This is a genomic window from Rhizobium sp. SEMIA4064 (assembly GCF_003025035.1).
Lineage (GTDB): Bacteria > Pseudomonadota > Alphaproteobacteria > Rhizobiales > Rhizobiaceae > Rhizobium > Rhizobium paranaense.
Window position 1 is genome coordinate 599118 of record NZ_PYJN01000019.1, and the last position, 17593, is coordinate 616710.

Here is a 17593-nt window from a genome sequence, read left to right on the forward strand (position 1 = left end):
GTTCGCGCCCAAACCGCCATCGATCCGATCCTACCTCGGCATCCACCAGCCGGTGCGTCGGCCGATATGCATGTTGAGCGTTTTTGTCTCGGTATAGTCCTCCACCGCATGCCGGCCGAGCTCACGCCCCAGCCCTGATTGGCGATAGCCGCCGAAGGGCAGTTCCGCCGCGCCATCCATGAAGGTATTCATCCAGATCGTGCCGGCCCGCACCCGCCGCCCGATCGTCATGCACGTATCGAAATCGCGGCTCCAGACGCCGGCGGAAAGGCCGTAGTCGACAGAATTGGCGATGCGGATCGCATCTTCGGTCGTGTCGAACGTCAGCACGGAAAGGACGGGCCCGAACACCTCCTCCTTCGCCACCGCCATCTCTGGCTTGACGTCCGAAAGGATGGTCGGCGCCATGTATTGGCCGAAGCCGAAGTCGATCTGGCTGCCGCCATGCGCCACGGTTGCGCCGCTCTTTGCCGCGCCGGAGATATAACCTTGAATCTTCTGCAAATGCTGCGGCGTGATGATTGCCCCGACCTGCGTTGAGGGGTCGAGCGGGTCGCCGACCTTCACTTTCTCCGACAGGCTGGCGATACGCGCCGTAACGTCCTCAGCGATATCCCGATGGACGATCAGCCGCGAACCGGCATTGCAGCACTCGCCGGCGTTGAAATAAGCGCCGAACACCGCGGCATCGACGAACTCGTCGAGATTGGCATCCGGAAAGACGATCTGCGGGTTCTTGCCGCCGAGTTCGAGCGAGACCTTCTTCAGCGTCTGCGCCGCATTCGCCATGGTCAGTCGCCCAACGCCGGTCGAACCGGTGAAGGAGATCATATCGACATCCGGATGGCTGGTCATCGGCGCACCGACATCGGCACCCGTGCCGACAAGGATATTGACGACGCCGGCCGGCACGCCGGCCTCCATCAGGATCTCACCGAGCACCAGTGTCGAACCTGACGTCAACTCGGATGGCTTGACCACTGCCGTGCAGCCCGCCGCAAGCGCGAATGGTAATTTCTGGCTTACGATCAAGAATGGGAAATTCCAGGGTGTGATGATCGAGACGACCCCGATCGCTTCGCGCAGCACCACGCCCATCGTGCCGTCGCCGAGCGTATTGTAGCTCTCGCCATGCAGGTCTCGGGCAAGGGCGGCCGCATAGCGCCAGATATCGGCCGAACCGCTGATCTCGGCGCGCACCTGGGTGATTGGCTTGCCCGCTTCGATCGCATCGAGGTAGGCGAGCTCTTCGGCTCGTGCCGAGATCATGTCGGCGACTTTCAATAGGATGTTAGAGCGTTCCGCCGCCGTCATGCGCGGCCAGGGACCGTGGTCGAACGCCTTGCGCGCAGCGGCAATCGCCTTATGCACATCGTCCTTGGTCGCGGATTTATACCGACTGACGGTGACGCCATGGCTCGGCGCCACACGCTCGATCGTACCGGTCTCGACGCCTTCGACCCATTTGCCGTCGATCAGCATCTTGAAGTCACGCACTTTGACATCTGGAAGCGCTTGGGGCTTCACAAGGACCGTCATCACCATTCTCCCTTGAATTCGGCAGTGCGTTTGCCGGCAAAGGCCGCAACGCCCTCCTTGAGGTCGCCGGTCTTGGCGACCAAGATCGATCCCAACGCCTCGACAGCCGAGCCATTATCCTCGCCATTGGCCGAAGCGATCATCAGCTTCGCAATCTCCAACGCCGCCGGTCCGCGCGCAGCAATACGTGCTGCATACTCCCTCGCCGCGGCAAGCACCGTTCCGGTTTCGACGACGGCGTCCACGAGACCGTAGCCGCGTGCCTCCTCGGCGGAAAACATCTCCCCGCCCAACACCATGCGGCGCACGATCTGGGCGCCAAACCGCTTGGTAAGCCGCTGCGTACCAGACCAGCCGGGCACCATGCCGAGGCTTGTCTCCGGCAGGCCGATCCTGATCTGGCTTTCCGCAATGCGGATATCTGCCGCCGCCGCCAGCTCCAGCCCACCGCCGAGCGCGTGACCGTTCAATGCCGCGATCACCGGCATGCGCAGCGTCGCCAGCCGATCGAAGACACGATGGCCGAAGCGCACCCAGGCATGACCGAACTCATTGGCCGCCATATCGCTCCAGGCCTTGACATCACCCCCGGCTGAAAAGGCCTTGCCTTCGCCTGTGAGGATCGCGACCCGCACAGCACCATTCGCCTCCACGTCGTCACAGGCAGCCGCCAGCGCCTTCAGCATGTCGATATCGAAGGCGTTAAGCTTCTCCGGCCGCGAGACCATGATGGTCGCGATGAAACCCTCAACGGAAACCTTGATCTCACCCATGGCGTGCTCCTTCCAGAACACGGCTCGCCTTCGCAGGCAGCGTCAGACCGATCGGCGTCTCATGGAACAGAGCTGCATCCATCACCTTCAGCCGGTCGGAGACGAGCAGCGGAAATTCCGACTGATCGAGAATATGCGCCTCCAAATCGACGCCGGGCGCAATCTCCGTCAGCAACAAACCATCCGGCGTCAGCTTCATCACGCAGCGCTCGGTGACATAGGTGATATCCTGCCCCTGCGCGACGCCGCGTGGGCCGGAGAAGGTGACGTGTTCGACGGCGTTCACCAGCTTTTTGAGCTTGCCTTCCTTCTCGATGATGAGCCGTCCATCCTCGACACCGAGCTTGGCACCCGCATTGAACATGCCGGAGAAGACGATCTTCTTCGCCCGCGCCGTGATATCGACAAAGCCGCCGGCGCCCGCCGTCACATGCGGGCGGAAGCTAAGCCGGGAGACATTGACCGATCCGTCGCGGTCGATCTCCAGGAAAGAGAGAAGCGAGGCGTCGAAGCCACCACCCTGGAAATAGGTGAACTGATAGGGCGACGGCATGAAGGCATCTGCGTTGGAGGCACAGCCGAAGGCAAAATCAAGCAGCGGCACGCCGCCGACTGCTCCTTGCTCGATCACCCAGGTGACCGCGCCATGCAACCCCTCTTCCATCAGGATACGCGGCACATTGGCCGAAATGCCGAAGCCGAGATTGACGGCGCTGCCGGATTGCAGCTCCTGCGCCACCCGCCGGGCAATGACCTTCTGAATATTGAATTCCGGCACACGGAAGCTGTCGAGCGGCCGAAAGATTTCCCCCGAGATCGCCGGATCGTAAAGCGTCTGCGTCGTCTGTTTCTGATCCTGATCGACGACGATATAGTCGATGAGAACACCGGGAACGCGCACGTCATGCGGTTTCAGCGAGCCTTCCTTGGCAAGGCGCTTGACCTGAGCGATCACGATGCCACCATTGTTGCGGGCGGCGAGTGCCTGATCGAGCCCGCCGAGATAGGCACCTTCATGTTCATAAGTGAGATTGCCACGCTCATCGGCGGTCGTGGCCCGGATGATCGCCACCTGCGGCGCGATCGCCTTGAAGTAGAGCCAGTCTTCACCCTCGAAACGGGTTCGCTTCACCACCGGCTCAGCCTCGGCTGCCGCATTCATGGCGCAGCCCTCGCGCTCCGGGTCCACGAATGTATCGAGGCCGACCTTGGTCAACACGCCAGGACGCTTGGCCGCTGCTTCGCGATGCATGTCGAAGAGAATGCCGGAGGGAATATTATAGGCCGCCACATCGTTGCTGCCGATCATCTGCCAGATCAGCGGCGGCTCGGAACTGGACGGCCCGGACGGATAGGAGCCCCCGATGATCTTCTTCAGCAGGCCTTTCTTGGCGATATGATCGACGCCCTTGATGCCGCTCATATCGCCCGCGGCGATCGGATGCAGCGTCGTCAGGTCACGCGGATGGCCGGTCGCGTCGAAACGCGCGCCGATCGCCTTCAGCATCAGGTCCGGGCAGCCGAGACCGCTGGAGGATGAGACGGAAACGATGGCGCCATCCGGGATCAGGGCAGCCGCCTCGGCGGGGGGGATGTGCTTGTTCATCGTGACGCTCAAAGTCCTGGAACGATCTTGGCGGCTTCGCCGGTCGCAGCCGATTTGACGACGGCAAGCCCCGTTGCCAGCGACCACACGCCATCCTCGCCGGTAGCCGACGGTTTTCCCCGGCCCTCGATCGCGGCATGAAAGGCGGCAAGCGCCGTCTCGTAGAGATTGTGGTGATGGAGCGGCAGCTCCGTCTCACCATCCCTGTTGCGCAGGAAGACATGACCGATAGGCTGCTGCGTCATGACATTGCGGCCGATCAGCGATCCATCTGTGCCGTGCACCTCGAAGCCGGTCTCCGCATATTTCGTGGTAAAGCCGTCGTGGAACTGGGCGATGACGCCGGATTTGAAACGCAAAGCGCCCATCACGGCGTCCTCAAGCCCGGCCTTGCTCATGCCGCCGCTCTGGCCGAGCGCGATCGCTTCCACCGGATCATCGTTCAGCACGAAGCGCAGCGTGTCGGCGTCATGAACGGTGATGTCGAGAATGACGCCGCCGCCCGCCTGTGGCTTGTCCAGCCGCCAACCCTGCAAATGCGCCGGCAGATAGACGGCGTGGAAAACGCGGGCGCTCAGCGGCTTGCCGATCCGGCCGGCGGCGATTGCCTCCCGCATCGCGTGGTGGCTGGCTGCGTTGCGCAGATGATGGTTGGTGCCCATGACCACACCGGCTCCCTTCGCAGCCTGCACCATGAGCCGCGCATCTTCCACCGTCAGCGCCAGCGGCTTTTCGCAGAGCACATGCTTGCCGGCCTTGACCACCGCCAAGGTCTGGTCTCGATGCAATTCGTTGGTCGTCGAAATATAGACGGCATCGACATCGGGATCGCTCACGAGGTCGGCGACATCCGTCACCGATTGGGCAATGCCATTCTCTGCCGCATAGGCACGGCCGCGCTCCGCATCCGTGCTCATCACGGAGACGACGTCGCCGCCGGTCGCGCGAATTGCGCCGATCATCCATTCACGGGCGATCGTGCTTGCGCCGATCAAGCCCCATTTCACACCTCCGCTCATGACACGACCCTCCTAGCCGTTGTATCCAGCCCGGCTCCGCAGCTCTGGCGCACCACCAGCCGCACGGCGCTGACGATCGCCTCTGCCTCCACCTTGCCGGAATTGATCTGCTTCAGGAGCAACTGTGCTGCCCGCCGGCCCATGCCCTGCGGATCCACGGAAACCGTCGTCAGTGCAGGCACCGCACTTTCGGCCTCGATCACATCGTCGAAACCAACCACTGCAAAATCGACGCCCGGCTCCAGCCGCCGCGCCCTCAGTCCATCGCAGACGCCGAAGGCGACCGCATCGTTGAAACACACGGCCGCAGTCGGCTTATTGGCGAGCAACATGGCACGGCCGACCGCTTCCACGCCGCCGGCACGCGACGGCGCGGTGGCAACGACGAGATCATCGTCGAAAGCTATTCCCGCCTTGGCCAGCGCATCGCGATAGCCGCCGAGCCGTTCGGCAAAAACGGCGGTATTGGCAAAGCCGCCCATGAAGGCGATGCGGCGGTGACCGAGACCGGCCAGATGCTCCACCGCCGCCGATGCGCCGGCAAAATTGTCCGACACCAGCGACGAGACCTTCGCCCCGGGAATATTGCGCACGACGATCACCACCGGAATGCCGGCATTGGTCAGCGACTTGAAGTCCGCCGCTTCCGTGCCGCGCGCCGGCGAGACGATCAGGCCGGAAATACCGTGCTCGCGCATGGAGGCAACGACCTCGCGCTGCCGGTCTATGCTCTCGCCGGTATTGGACAGGAACTGCACATAGCCTGCCGACTGCACAACCATATCGACGCCGACGGCCAGCTCGGCAAAGAAGCTGTTGGTGAGATCGTTGACGACGATACCCACGATCTTCGACTTCGCCTGCCGCAGATTGGCGGCGCCGCGATTGTAGACGTATCCAAGCTCGCGGATCACCGCATTCACCTTGGCTCGCGTCGCCTCATTGACGAGCGAGCTGCCCTGCAGAACGAGCGACACGGTCGATTTCGACACGCCGGCGGCATGCGCAATATCGATGACCGTGACACGTCCCTTGTTCATCCGTCTCCCCGCGAGATTCAAATTCTTTTGTTGCGGTGATTATTTGGAACGTTCCAAATTTTGTCAATGAAGAAATACGAAGATGAACGAGCGCGCTCGCGAACCGCATGGAAAATATAGGATTTAATTTGCCTTCAATGCCCGAAAGGCATTATCTGCTCGGCAGTCAATTTTTCGAAATATTGCATCAAAATTTGGAACGATCTAAATCGCCAAGCTTTCCGGCCAGATCGCATCGATAGAAACGCGCCGAATATGCTGCTCCCCTGGAGCATGCTGCGCGACCGGATGGACGAACGCGCCGTTTCCTGATCCCCCAAAAAAGTTGCGCCTGCGGTATCGGCGCAGATACCGCAGGCGCGTCATGCGTCCCTTTGAACCCCCAGGACGCAATCTTTGTCGGTGTTACTCCCGCTCGCCCGTGAAGTTCAGGAGAAGCTGGAAGATGTTGACGAAGTTCAGGTAGAGCGACAGCGCACCGAAGACGGCCAGCTTCTGCGACGACTCCTGATCGTAGTTTTCGGCATACTGTTCCTTGATGTTCTGCGTATCCCAGGCGGTCAGGCCGACGAAGACGACGATACCGATGACCGAGATCGCGAACTGCAGCGCGCTCGAACCCAGGAAGATATTGACGACGCTGGCGATGACCACGCCGAACAGGCCCATCATCAGGAACGAGCCGATGTTGGAAAGATCACGCTTGGTCGTGTAGCCGTAAAGGCTCGTCGCGCCGAACATCGTTGCGGCAATGAAGAAGGTTCGCGCGATGCTGGTGCCGGTGAATACCAGGAAGATCGAAGCGAGCGACAGGCCCATGACCGCACAGAAGGCCCAGAACATTGTCTGCGCCGTGCTTGCCGACATCGATTGGATGCGGAACGAGAAGAACAGCACGAAGGCGAGCGGCGCCAGCATGACGACCCACTTCAGTGGCGTCTGGAAGATCGGCACATAGAGCGCCGGCGTCGTGCCGACGATCAGCGCGACGATACCGGTCACCACAAGGCCGATGCCCATGTAATTGTAGACGCGCAGCATATGCTTGCGCAGACCTTCGTCGAAGAGCGCCTGCGAGCCAGCGGCGGCTCCATAGCCGTATCGCGGATTGGTCGGGTTCATGGTCGTTCTCCTTTGATTCAAAACTAGTACAGACTGCGGGCGAGCTTTTCGGCCTCGCCATCGAGTTCGGCCGCCTTGCCGTCGCCGATCAGCGCGTAAGCGACCTCGCCGATCTGCCAATAGGCAGCCTGGACATCGTCACGCTTGACATGGCTGACCTTCTGGACACCGAAACTGCCCGGACGGACGGCAAACAGCGACAATTGACCGCCTTTGCCGGCATCAATCGTCATTTCAACGCTCGGGCCGAAACCGGACGGATAGATCTGCGCATCGGTGACACGCCAGCCCTGCGGCAGTTCCGGCAGGACGATCGCCGTCGATGCGCGGATTTCATCCGGATTAAAGGCAGCCTGCGCCGGCTGCGACTTCATCGTTTCGCGCAAGGCTGTCGCCCGGTAAGCTTGTACCGCATCATCGACGAAAGCCGGCACCGGAACGGACGCGTTGACTTCGCTCGCGGTGAAAGCGCCAAAGGACGTATGCGCGACCCAGCCGGCGGCCATCAGCATGGCAACGGCGGCAACCCGCTGGAACGAGCTCAGCACCCGGCCATAAGCCAGCCCGCGTTCCAGCCGCCGCGCGGCCTCGCGGGTTTCCGCCTTCGCCGCCAGTCCTCCGCCGGCCAGTGCCATGCGCAGCTCGCCACGGATACTCATATCGGCCATCACCTTGGCGGCGATCGCAGGATGTTCCGAGAGGTAGGATTCCACCTCGACGCGGCGCGCGACGGTCAGCTCACCATCGACATAGGCGTCGAGATCGGCGTCGATGACGGGATCAATTGTTTTCATTGCCGCCTCCGATCAGTCGAAGATGCGAAACCGTGGGTGATGTGTTCTCGAAATCTCTCAAGCTGGCGCGGGCGCGGGCGATGCGCGACATCAACGTACCGACGGGAATACCGAGTGCAGATGCCGCTTCCTGATAGGAAAGGTCTTCGATCGCCACGAGATGCAGCGCTTCGCGTTGCTCCTCCGGCAGGTTGAAGAAAGCGTCTCGCACCTGCTTCAGGCGCACGGCATGATCCTGCGAAGCCGGCAGGGCCTGGTCGAATTCGGCAGCCGCCTCTTCATGGCGGCGATTGAGCGAACGCGTCTGGCGCAGCCGGTCGATATGGGCATTGTGCAGGATCGAAAGCAGCCAGGTGCGCAGGTTCGCGCCGCGCCGGAAAGAGGATTTTCGCTCATAGGCCTTGACCAGCGCATCGTGCACCAGGTCTTCCGCTTCATCCGCATTATGGACGAGCGAACGGGCATAGCGTCTCAGCGAACCGAGCTGCCCCAAAACATCGAATGTTCGTCCTTTGCGTTCCATACCCCAATATACGGAAGCCGAGCCGATCCTATTCCATCGCCCGGCAAATATTTTTTGAACGCTACATCAGCACGAAATCCTTCGGCTGCGGCATTGGAGGAAGATCGGCTTCGCCGAGCGCTTCGCGAAGGTTGATTTCGACCGTATCGGCCAGCGCGCCGATCGCCAGCGCATTCGGGCGATTGCTGAAAGGATCTTCAAGCTCATCACCGAGGGCATCCAGACCGAAGAAGGTATAGGCCACCAAAGCGGCCACGAAGGGTGAACCCCAGCCGAGCGTGTCTACGAAACCGAAGGGCAGCAGGAAGCAAAAGAGATAGGCCGTGCGGTGCAAGAGCAGCGTATAGCCGAAGGGAAGCGGCGTGTTGCGGATGCGCTCACAAGCCGCCTGCACCACTCCCATCTGACCGACGCTGGCATCGAGCATCTGATATTGGATGTCCGAAATGTCACCCGCAGCCTTGAGTCGTGCAAGGTCCGTCGACATGAGGCGCAGCAAGAGATCGGGCCGATTTTGAGCCATATGATAGAAATCGGCTTCGCTGGGCGACAGGTGGTTCAACACTTTGTTCTCGTTGCCGCCGGGCCGCAAATGGCAGACCAGCGCCTGCGTGAAAGCCATCGTCAGCCGCAACAAATTCCTGCGCGCCTGGCGACCATTCTCTCCCGCCGATTCCAGAATGAGCGTCTGCCGCGCAAAACCGCGGGCAACATAAACGAGCTGACCCCAAACGCGCCGGCCCTCCCACCAGCGGTCGTAGCAGGCATTGTTGCGAAAGCCGAGGAAGATCGAAAGCGCGATGCCGAGCAGGGCAAAAGGCGATCCATTGAACGAGAGGATTACATTCGGACGCTCTTCATGCCCCCAGACGATCAACGCCGACAACAGGAAAATCACCACGATCTGCGGCAGTATCCGGCGAATGACCGAACCGCGGACGATGAAAAAAGCTGAAAAAGACTCGGCCTGTCTCGGACGATCATTGTGGCAAGAACTCTCGGCTAGGATTTGATTTGCCGAGCAATACATCAGACAAGCAGGAAACAATCCACTCTTCCGCAATTGGTAGCGACTGTCACCAGCCATCATAGTTGGATATATCGACGAGGGGGCACGGAAACGACAGAGGACGACTTGATGAAGAGCATCCGTATTGCAGCCGCCTTGATCCTGCGGGGCAACGGCGACACCTTACTGGTCCGCAAGCGGGGAACGTCAGCCTTCATGCAGCCGGGCGGCAAGATCGAAGCCGGAGAAACCGCCGCGGCCGCACTGATCCGCGAACTGAGTGAGGAAATCGGCCTGCGCTTTGCCGAGACACAGTTAAGTCCTATCGGCCGTTTCGAAGCCGAGGCCGCCAACGAGCCGGATCATCAAGTGATTGCCGAGGTGTTCCGCCTCGATATCGGCGACGATGTCATTCAGCCCGCCGCCGAGATCGAAGAAATACGGTGGATATCTCCGACCAATCCCGGCGATATCCCTTTAGCACCCCTGACGGAACACCAGATCCTGCCCACTCACCGGCAGCAGCTCGCCGCCGGCGTGAAATAGAACTCAGTCAATTCGCCGAGGCATTCGCTTCGACCAAAACTGGATCGGCGCGATAGTCTTTCGGGAAAATGCGCTGCAGGTTTTTGATCTTCGGCAGATCGTTGATGACGATGTAGGGATAATTGGGATGTGTCGTCAGGAAGTCCTGATGATAGTCCTCGGCAGCATAGAATTGCCGTGCCGGCTCGATCTTGGTGACGACAGCCGCGTCGAAAACCTTGGCGTGATTGAGCTGGTCGATATAGGCCTTGGCGACATTGGCCTGTTCGGCATTGGTCGGGAAGATTGCCGAGCGATATTGCGTGCCGCTGTCCGGCCCCTGATAGTTGAGCTCCGTCGGATCATGGGCGACCGAGAAGTAGATTTGCAACAGATGCCCGTAGCTGATCTTGTGCGGATCGAAAACGATGCGCACGGATTCGGCATGGCCGGTATCGCCGGTGCTCACCATCTCATAATGCGCCGCATCCTTGTTGCCGCCGGTATAGCCCGACGTGGCACTGATGACGCCGTTGACATGCTGGAACACGCCCTGCACGCCCCAGAAGCAACCGCCAGCGAGCACGGTGGTCTCCGTACCGCCGGAACCCGGCTTTTCATCGACCGTCGGCGCCGGAATGACACGCGCGTCTTCGGCCGAGGCGCTGGTAACGAACTGGAACGCCACGCCGGCAAGCAAGATTGCACCGGCTGCGAAAGCCGCTGGACGGGCAAGACGCGGCAGGCGTTTGCGGATCGTATCTTTCGATGCACGGTTCATGATGATCTCCTTTCAGCGGAGATTATAAAATCTCTCGTCACCAGGGGATACGGGAGGACCGGGCATTTTGTTACACACGGGCGCGTGAAACACCGAAACGTGATGGTACGCCACAGCCGGAAGCGCGGGCCGTCGATCTGATTGCGCCGACAAAGCCGCTCAGTAATGCGGCGGCTTCGTGATGGCCGGAGCGTCCAGGCTCTGTTCTTCCAGCGTCAGGAAGCGTTCGGTCAGCCGGTCGAGCTTCTGCCGCGTCTGCTCGATCACTTTCCACTGCTCCGCCACCTGATCGGACAGTTCCTCGATCGTCTTTGCCTGATAGGCCACCAATTCTTCGAGTGCGGTGATACGACTTTGTTCGTCTGACATCTCTGTTTCCCTTCGGCAGCGATCTATAGCACCCCGACAGCAGACGTATAGTGACTCAATCAAGCATATGACGGGCGCCGGCGCCATTTGACGGTGATGTGACAAAACTGAAAAACATATGAAAAGACCCGTTACCTAACTGACATCAGGGCCTTCTAAAGAGAGCGCAGAGACGCGCCAGTTTGAAGGCAATCCCTTTGCAGGCGCACCCTTTCTGAAGACCTCGGAGACGCGCCTTGAAGATCATCCAGATCACCGACACGCATTTGAGCCCCAACAAGCCGCATTTCAACGGCAACTGGGAGCCGCTGGCGAAATGGATCGAGGCGACTGGCGCCGATCTCGTCGTTCACACCGGCGATCTCAGCGTCGACGGCGCCGACAAGGACGAAGATCTCCTCTTTTCCATGGACATGATGCGGCAGGTCTCCGCGCCGATGCTCATCGTGCCCGGAAACCACGATGTCGGCCACCTGCCCGGCTCGTATCAGCCCGTCAATCCGGAGCGGCTGGAACGCTGGCGTCGTCTCGTCGGTCCCGACTATTGGGCGAAGGACGTCGACAATTGGCGGCTGATCGGCCTCAACAGCCTGCTGATGGGCTTCGAGGATGCCGAGGAACAGAAGCAGTTCGATTGGCTGCAGGATATGCTCGAAAGCCGTGGCGACCGCCGCGTTGCCCTTTTCGCCCACAAGCCGCTCTTCGTCGATGCGCCGGATGAGGGCGATACCGGCTACTGGAGCGTGCGCCCGGTGCAGCGCGGCCGGCTCTATGATCTAATCGCGGCCCATGACGTGGCCCTGTTCGGCAGCGGCCATTTGCATTGGACCTGGGAAGGCGGCTTCAACGACACGAAGCTGGTATGGGCACCGCCCGGCGCCTTCATCCTCGACAAGATGGAACGTGAAATGCCCGGCGAACGGCTGATCGGCGCCGCTATCCATGAGCTTGGCGAGACCGTATCGACCGAGCTCGTCGCCGTGCCCGGCATGACGGCTTACTTCCTCGATGACGTTGTCATGGAAGTCTATCCGCAGGCCGCACCCAAGGCACAGAAGGAGCCGACCGAATGAGCGCGCTTTCGCTTCGCGGCATCGCCAAGTCCTTCGGCGGCAACGCCATCCTCAAGGGCGTCAGCCTCGAGGTCGAGCAGGGCGAGTTCATTGCCCTCGTTGGGCCGTCCGGCTGCGGTAAGAGCACGCTGCTGCGCATTCTCGCGGGGCTCGATCACGCCGACAGCGGTGAAATCATCCTTGGCGGCAGCGACGTCTCCGGCGTTGCTGCGGCCGACCGCAACATCGCCATGGTCTTCCAGTCCTACGCGCTCTATCCGCATCTGACGGCGTCGGAAAACATCGCCGTGCCGCTCGCCATGCGCCGCCTGACGCGCGTACAGCGCCTGCCCTTCATCGGCGCCCTGCTGCCGGGTCAAAAGAACATCCGCTCCGGCATCATCCGCGATGTCCGCGAGATGGCGGTTTCGCTGAAGATCGACCATCTGCTCGACCGCAAGCCCGGCCAGATGTCCGGCGGCCAGCGTCAGCGCGTGGCGCTCGCTCGCGCCATGGTGCGCCAGCCGAGCGTCTTCTTGATGGACGAGCCGCTCTCCAATCTCGATGCCAATTTGCGCGTCCATGCCCGCGGCGAGATCGTCGACCTGCATCGCCGCGCCGGCGTTCCCACCGTTTACGTCACCCATGATCAGGCCGAAGCGCTTTCCATGGCCGATCGCGTCGCCGTCATGATCGGTGGGCAGTTGCTGCAGCTCGCCTCTCCGCAGACGATCTATGACGATCCGGCCCATATCGAAGTCGCCCGCTTCGTCGGCCAGCCGCGTATCAACCTCCTGCCGGCCCTGGCCGAAAACGGCATCGTCGCCTTCGGCGGCATCAGGCTGGCGCTCGCAGAAACCAGCTTTGCAGGCACTGCGGTCACGCTCGGCATCCGTCCGGAATTCGTCCGCTTGGCCGACAGTCGCCAGGATGCACTCGCCGCCCATATCGAACGGATGGAATTCCTCGGCTCCGAAGTCATCCTGCACGCCCGGCTCGATGGCATCGGCGAAAGCATGATCGCCAAGCTCACCCCCGCCGATGCGAATGGCCTATCCGCGGGCATGCCCGTCGCCCTGACGCTGGCGCCGGAACAGGCCATGGTCTTTGCCGAAGATGGCCGCCGTCTGCGCGCCGTGCCTGTTGCGGCCGATGCCGCCAGGGAGAAAGCCCATGGCTAGCATGGCCGCCACGTCGATGCCGATGCAGTCGGTGGCGGCGCGCGAGCGCAGCGAAGCCCGCACGGCCCTGCTGCTGGCGCTGCCCGCCATCGTCCTGATCGTGATTTTCATTTTGCTGCCGATCGTCGCCGTCGTCTTCCTCGGCTTCACCGATTTCCAGCTCGGCGACAAAAGCTTCCGCTTCGTCGCCTTCGAGAATTTCGCACACCTGCTTCGGGACCGGACGTTCCAGAAATCCCTGTGGAACACGACGGTCTATACCGCCATCGTCGCGCCCGTCTCGATCGTACTCGGCCTCGGCGTGGCGCTGCTGATCGAGAGTGAAGGCATCGGCCGCAGCTTCTTCCGCACGGCCTACTTCCTGCCCGTCGCCTCGTTGATCGTCGCCATGGCGACCGTCTGGCAATATCTCTTCCATCCGACCATCGGCCCGATCAACGCGCTTCTGGCCGAGATTGGTGTACGCGGCCCGAACTGGCTCGGCTCCTCGGCGACCGCGCTCTACAGCCTGTCGATCATCGGCGTCTGGCAGTCGGTCGGCTTCAACATGGTGCTGTTCCTCGCCGGCCTCACCGCCATCCCGCGCGAACTCTACGCCGCCGCCGAAGTGGATGGTGCGAAATCGGCGCTCGACCGCTTCTGGCTGGTCACCTGGCCGATGCTCGGACCGACGACGCTCTTCGTCACCACGATCAGCATCATCAACGCCGTCAAGGTCTTCGATACCGTCAAGACGCTGACCGACGGCGGCCCGAACCATGCCTCGGAAGTGCTGCTCTTCACCATCTACCAGGAAGGCTTCGTCTATCTCCGGGTCGGCTACGCCTCGGCGATGACGACCGTGTTTCTCGCCATCCTAGTGGTGCTGACCTTCCTGCAATATCGCGTTCAAGACCGGCAGGTGCATTACACATGACCTCGACAGGCTTCACTCCCGGCCGCATCCTGCGCCTCTCAGCGCTGATCTTGGGCTCGCTCGTCTTCCTGGCGCCCTACATCTTTATGATCTCGACCGCCGGCAAGGCGCAGGACGATATCTTCACCTCCGCCCTGAAGCTGATCCCGACGCATTTCTTCTACATCGAGAACATCACCCATGCGTTGAGCAAGGTGCCGATGGGCACGCTGCTGCTCAACGGCGTCCTCGTCTGCGGCCTGATCTTCTTCTTCCAAGTGCTGATCGCCATCCCTTGCGCCTACGCTATGGCGAAGCTGAAATTTCCAGCCGCACGCATGATGATGGTGCTGGTCATGCTCGGTCTGCTGATTCCGATCCATGCAACGGCTCTGCCGCTCTATGTCGGCTTCAACAGCCTATCGCTGCTGAACAGCTATACGGCCCTCGTCGCGCCCTTCTCGATCTCGGTCTTCGCGATCTTCATGTTCCTGCAGTTCTTCCGCGCCATGCCCGACGATCTGATCCACGCTGCCCGCCTCGACGGCATGTCGGAACTCGGCATCGTCGCTCGTGTGATCGTGCCGAATGCCTGGCCCGCAGTTACGGCCTTCGCGATCTTCTCGGTCGTCGCGCATTGGAACGACCTCTACTGGCCGCTGATTGTCATCAGCAAGCAGGACTACGCCACCCCGCCGCTGGGCCTCATGTATTTCCGCGCCGCCGAAGCCGGCGACGACTACGGCGCCCTCATGGCGGCAACCCTGATCATCACCCTTCCCCTCGTCGCGGCGTTCCTTCTCGCACAGAAGCGTTTCGTCGAGGGCATCACCATGACCGGTCTCAAAGGCTGACTGGTTCCCTAGAGCGGATGATTTTAGATCGTATCGATCTAAAATCTGAATCCGCTCTAGAATCAAAGAAGTAGAGCATGATGTCGTCCGAAAACCGCATGCATTTTTCGGCATCATGCTCGACAGGAGAACGAGCGATGAAGCATATCACCCAGATTCTCGCCGCCGCGGCCATTTCGATGGTCGTGACGGTCCCGGCCTACGCCGAAACGACCCTGACTGTTCACTATCCCATGCCCGGCTTCTTCAAGAACGTGATGGACACGATCTCGAAGAAGTTCATGGAAGAAAACCCCGACATCAAGATCCAGTTCGCCGCTCCTTCGGCCACCTATGAGGAAGGCATCCAGACCATCCTGCGCCAGGCCGGCACGAGCGAAATGCCCGATGTCACCTTCATCGGCCTCAACCGCCTGCGCATGATGGACGAGCGCAATGTCGCCGTCGATCTCGGCCCCCTCGTCAAAAAAGAGGGCAACATGGCCGACCAGGGCTTCTCGGACACGATCCTGAAGCTCGCCCAGGTCAAGGGCAAGCAGGTCGGCCTCGCCTTCGCGACGTCGAACCCGATCATGTATTACAATGCCGACCTGGTGAAGGCTGCCGGTGGCAATCCGGACAACCCGCCGAAGACCTGGGATGAAGTCATCGCGCTCGCCGGCAAAATCAAGGCGCTCGGCAACGGCGTCGACGGCATGGACTTCCGCTGGCAGGGCGACGACTGGATGTTCTCCGCTCTCCTCTTCGGCGCCGGCGGCAAGATGCTGAGCGACGACGAGACGAAAGTTGCCTTCAACGGTCCTGAGGGACAGAAGGCCGTCGATCTGATCGAGCGCTTCGTCAAGGAAGGCGGCATGCCGGTCTTCACCAAGCCTGCCGGCGAGCAAGCCTTCGCTGCCGGCAAGGTCGGCTTCGAATTCCAGACCACCGGTGCACTCGTCAACACCATCAAGAATGTCGGCGCCAAGTTCGACCTGCGCACCGCCAAGATCCCGCTGATCGACCCGGTCAACGGCCGCCTGCCGACCGGCGGCAACGCCGTCGTCATCCTGACCCATGACCCGGTCAAGGAAGAAGCTGCCTGGAAGTTCGCCAAGTTCGCCGCCGGCCCCTATGGCGCCTCGGTCGTCGTTCCCGGCACCGGCTATGTTCCGAACAACGAACTCGCCGCCAAATCTCCTGAATATCTCGGCGACTTCTACAAGAAGAACCCACTGTTCCAGGCAGGCCTCAGCCAGATGTCGGTCATGATCCCCTGGTACGCCTTCCCGGGCGCCAACGGAGTCAAGGTCACGCAGACCATCGTCGACAACCTATCGCGCATCGTCGACGGCTCGGCCAAGCCGAAGGAAGCACTTGATGACGCTGCTTCCGATGTCGAAGGCATGTTGCCGCGTAGCTGATATCTGATCGCAAAATCCGCGCCGCTTCTCCTCGGAGAGGCGGCGTTTTCAATTGCGGCGATGCATCAACACGGAATGGTGAGATTGCGTACTGTTCCACCCGAGCGCAGCCGATAGGGCACGGTCAGATGACGCGGCGGGGCGGCATTTTCCGCCATGTCGAGCAGCAGCGAGGCAGCCGCGGCCCCGATAGTCCCGTCCGGTATTTCCACCGTCGTCAACGAAACTTCCGCCAACAGGCCGAGGGAAAGCCCGTCGAAGCCCGCGACGGAAATATCGCGCGGGATCGATAGCCCCTGGCGCCGAAGCGCACCCATGACACCGAGCGCGAGAAGATCGTTGGAAGCAATGATCGCCGTCGGGCTTAGCCTCGAAACCGCATCCGAAAGATCGAGCTGTTCCAGGCTGCTCACGAAGGAAATCTCAAGGGCATCGAGAGGCTGCTGTCCCGCCGCTTCCATCGCTTTGACATAGCCGAGATAGCGCAGTTTCGCCCGATCCGATGCCGCAAAATGGCCGGAGATGAACAGGATGCGGCGATGCCCCTTGTGCAGGAGATGACCCGTCAAATCCCGGCCCGCACCGAAATTGTCGGTCGCGACGGCTGCGGTGAAGCGAGCGGTCGGCAGATTGCCGAGCAATACGGTCGGCGGCAGGGCAGACGGCAAAACCAGGCTGCGTTCGGGATCGCAGAGCGTGAGGATCAGTCCGGTCGGCTGCTGCTGGAGAAGCGAGGCGACGGCATCGGCCTCTTGGGCCGGATCATAATTCGATTGTGCGATCAGTACGCTATGCCCGGCATGCAACGCCCTGTTCTGGATGCTCGAAAGCGATGCCGCAAAAACAGGATTGGTGATGCTGGGAATGAGCACGCCAATGGCCGGCCGGCCGTTACCGCTGCGGCTGCCCGCCCGATAGCCGATCTCGGCTGCGGCGCGACGCACGCGGCGCACCATTTCGTCGCTGACCGGGCCGTTGCGATTCAGCACCCGGCTGGCCGTCGCAACCGAGCAGCCGGCACGAAAGGCGACCTGCTGGAGCGTCGACATGATCTCATGCACCTCCGGCTTCAGGTCCGGCAGCAACGAGATAATATCGAGCTACTGGA

At 61.3% G+C, this 17593-nt stretch carries 17 protein-coding genes and 1 pseudogene; 6 read left to right on the top strand and 12 right to left on the bottom strand.

Annotated elements, in window-relative coordinates:
* Positions 1-30: 30 nt before the first annotated feature.
* From C9E91_RS16600 to C9E91_RS16640, 9 genes and pseudogenes are all read right to left on the bottom strand, one after another.
* Positions 31-1539, bottom strand: a complete 1509-nt coding sequence (locus tag C9E91_RS16600; RefSeq protein ID WP_107109355.1) for an aldehyde dehydrogenase family protein — start codon at positions 1537-1539, stop codon at positions 31-33.
* A complete protein-coding gene (locus C9E91_RS16605) occupies positions 1539-2312 on the bottom strand; it encodes an enoyl-CoA hydratase/isomerase family protein (protein ID WP_107109356.1) in 774 nt (257 codons plus the stop codon). The genes C9E91_RS16600 and C9E91_RS16605 overlap by 1 nt, the downstream gene beginning before the upstream one ends.
* A complete protein-coding gene (locus tag C9E91_RS16610; protein ID WP_107109357.1) occupies positions 2305-3918 on the bottom strand; it encodes an acyl CoA:acetate/3-ketoacid CoA transferase in 1614 nt (537 codons plus the stop codon). The genes C9E91_RS16605 and C9E91_RS16610 overlap by 8 nt, the downstream gene beginning before the upstream one ends.
* 8 nt (positions 3919-3926) lie before the next feature.
* The gene (locus C9E91_RS16615; RefSeq protein ID WP_107109358.1) at positions 3927-4937 is read right to left on the bottom strand and encodes a Gfo/Idh/MocA family protein; all 1011 of its coding nucleotides are present in this window, start codon (positions 4935-4937) and stop codon (positions 3927-3929) included.
* A complete protein-coding gene (locus tag C9E91_RS16620) occupies positions 4934-5977 on the bottom strand; it encodes a LacI family DNA-binding transcriptional regulator (RefSeq protein ID WP_107109359.1) in 1044 nt (347 codons plus the stop codon). Before C9E91_RS16620 ends, C9E91_RS16615 begins: the two co-directional genes overlap by 4 nt.
* A gap of 405 nt (positions 5978-6382) precedes the next feature.
* Complete coding sequence (locus tag C9E91_RS16625) at positions 6383-7099, bottom strand: Bax inhibitor-1/YccA family protein (RefSeq protein ID WP_107109360.1); 717 nt, start codon at positions 7097-7099, stop codon at positions 6383-6385.
* A 23-nt stretch (positions 7100-7122) separates the two neighbouring features.
* Complete coding sequence (locus C9E91_RS16630; protein ID WP_107109361.1) at positions 7123-7893, bottom strand: anti-sigma factor family protein; 771 nt, start codon at positions 7891-7893, stop codon at positions 7123-7125.
* Entirely contained in the window at positions 7880-8416 is a 537-nt protein-coding gene (locus tag C9E91_RS16635) for a sigma-70 family RNA polymerase sigma factor (RefSeq protein ID WP_107109362.1), read from the bottom strand. The genes C9E91_RS16630 and C9E91_RS16635 overlap by 14 nt, the downstream gene beginning before the upstream one ends.
* Before the next feature lie 61 nt (positions 8417-8477).
* Positions 8478-9400: pseudogene (locus tag C9E91_RS16640) on the bottom strand (bestrophin family protein).
* A gap of 154 nt (positions 9401-9554) precedes the next feature.
* Here C9E91_RS16640 and C9E91_RS16645 point away from each other — a divergent pair.
* Positions 9555-9971 (top strand): NUDIX hydrolase, encoded by a 417-nt coding sequence (locus C9E91_RS16645; RefSeq protein ID WP_107109363.1) that lies wholly within the window; start codon positions 9555-9557, stop codon positions 9969-9971.
* Between the two features lie 7 nt (positions 9972-9978).
* On the opposite strand, the gene msrA is transcribed toward C9E91_RS16645, so the two are convergent.
* Together msrA and C9E91_RS16655 are read right to left on the bottom strand one after the other, a co-directional pair.
* Positions 9979-10731 carry a peptide-methionine (S)-S-oxide reductase MsrA gene (gene msrA / locus C9E91_RS16650; RefSeq protein WP_107109364.1) on the bottom strand — a complete coding sequence of 251 codons (753 nt, stop codon included), beginning with the start codon at positions 10729-10731 and terminating at the stop codon, positions 9979-9981.
* Positions 10732-10890: 159 nt separating this feature from the next.
* Positions 10891-11100: a SlyX family protein gene (locus tag C9E91_RS16655; protein WP_107109365.1), complete on the bottom strand. Its 210-nt coding sequence runs from the start codon at positions 11098-11100 to the stop codon at positions 10891-10893.
* Between the two features lie 236 nt (positions 11101-11336).
* Between C9E91_RS16655 and C9E91_RS16660 the strand changes: the two genes are divergently transcribed.
* The 5 genes from C9E91_RS16660 (at position 11337) to C9E91_RS16685 (ending at position 16485) form a co-directional block, all read left to right on the top strand.
* Positions 11337-12173: a metallophosphoesterase family protein gene (locus tag C9E91_RS16660; protein WP_107109366.1), complete on the top strand. Its 837-nt coding sequence runs from the start codon at positions 11337-11339 to the stop codon at positions 12171-12173.
* Positions 12170-13333, top strand: a complete 1164-nt coding sequence (locus C9E91_RS16665) for an ABC transporter ATP-binding protein (RefSeq protein ID WP_107109367.1) — start codon at positions 12170-12172, stop codon at positions 13331-13333. Before C9E91_RS16660 ends, C9E91_RS16665 begins: the two co-directional genes overlap by 4 nt.
* On the top strand, positions 13326-14249 hold the full coding sequence (locus C9E91_RS16670; protein ID WP_107109368.1) for a carbohydrate ABC transporter permease: 924 nt from the start codon (positions 13326-13328) through the stop codon (positions 14247-14249). Before C9E91_RS16665 ends, C9E91_RS16670 begins: the two co-directional genes overlap by 8 nt.
* Positions 14246-15082 carry a carbohydrate ABC transporter permease gene (locus C9E91_RS16675; RefSeq protein ID WP_107109369.1) on the top strand — a complete coding sequence of 279 codons (837 nt, stop codon included), beginning with the start codon at positions 14246-14248 and terminating at the stop codon, positions 15080-15082. Before C9E91_RS16670 ends, C9E91_RS16675 begins: the two co-directional genes overlap by 4 nt.
* 137 nt (positions 15083-15219) lie before the next feature.
* Entirely contained in the window at positions 15220-16485 is a 1266-nt protein-coding gene (locus tag C9E91_RS16685) for an ABC transporter substrate-binding protein (protein WP_107109370.1), read from the top strand.
* Positions 16486-16550: 65 nt separating this feature from the next.
* Here the strand turns inward: C9E91_RS16685 and C9E91_RS16690 are convergent, their stop codons facing one another.
* On the bottom strand, positions 16551-17534 hold the full coding sequence (locus tag C9E91_RS16690; protein ID WP_107109484.1) for a substrate-binding domain-containing protein: 984 nt from the start codon (positions 17532-17534) through the stop codon (positions 16551-16553).
* Positions 17535-17593 lie beyond the last annotated feature (59 nt).

Bases quoted from the DNA above. Each gene is read 5' to 3' on its own strand.
- C9E91_RS16690 (WP_107109484.1), bottom strand. From the start codon at position 17,534: ATGTCGACGCTCCAGCAGGTCGCCTTTCGTGCCGGCTGCTCGGTTGCG.
- C9E91_RS16600 (WP_107109355.1), bottom strand. From the start codon at position 1,539: ATGACGGTCCTTGTGAAGCCCCAAGCGCTTCCAGATGTCAAAGTGCGT.
- C9E91_RS16630 (WP_107109361.1), bottom strand. From the start codon at position 7,893: ATGAAAACAATTGATCCCGTCATCGACGCCGATCTCGACGCCTATGTC.
- C9E91_RS16665 (WP_107109367.1), top strand. From the start codon at position 12,170: ATGAGCGCGCTTTCGCTTCGCGGCATCGCCAAGTCCTTCGGCGGCAAC.
- C9E91_RS16635 (WP_107109362.1), bottom strand. From the start codon at position 8,416: ATGGAACGCAAAGGACGAACATTCGATGTTTTGGGGCAGCTCGGTTCG.
- C9E91_RS16620 (WP_107109359.1), bottom strand. From the start codon at position 5,977: ATGAACAAGGGACGTGTCACGGTCATCGATATTGCGCATGCCGCCGGC.
- C9E91_RS16615 (WP_107109358.1), bottom strand. From the start codon at position 4,937: ATGAGCGGAGGTGTGAAATGGGGCTTGATCGGCGCAAGCACGATCGCC.
- C9E91_RS16685 (WP_107109370.1), top strand. From the start codon at position 15,220: ATGAAGCATATCACCCAGATTCTCGCCGCCGCGGCCATTTCGATGGTC.
- C9E91_RS16675 (WP_107109369.1), top strand. From the start codon at position 14,246: ATGACCTCGACAGGCTTCACTCCCGGCCGCATCCTGCGCCTCTCAGCG.
- msrA (WP_107109364.1), bottom strand. From the start codon at position 10,731: ATGAACCGTGCATCGAAAGATACGATCCGCAAACGCCTGCCGCGTCTT.
- C9E91_RS16670 (WP_107109368.1), top strand. From the start codon at position 13,326: ATGGCTAGCATGGCCGCCACGTCGATGCCGATGCAGTCGGTGGCGGCG.
- C9E91_RS16610 (WP_107109357.1), bottom strand. From the start codon at position 3,918: ATGAACAAGCACATCCCCCCCGCCGAGGCGGCTGCCCTGATCCCGGAT.
- C9E91_RS16645 (WP_107109363.1), top strand. From the start codon at position 9,555: ATGAAGAGCATCCGTATTGCAGCCGCCTTGATCCTGCGGGGCAACGGC.
- C9E91_RS16655 (WP_107109365.1), bottom strand. From the start codon at position 11,100: ATGTCAGACGAACAAAGTCGTATCACCGCACTCGAAGAATTGGTGGCC.
- C9E91_RS16605 (WP_107109356.1), bottom strand. From the start codon at position 2,312: ATGGGTGAGATCAAGGTTTCCGTTGAGGGTTTCATCGCGACCATCATG.
- C9E91_RS16625 (WP_107109360.1), bottom strand. From the start codon at position 7,099: ATGAACCCGACCAATCCGCGATACGGCTATGGAGCCGCCGCTGGCTCG.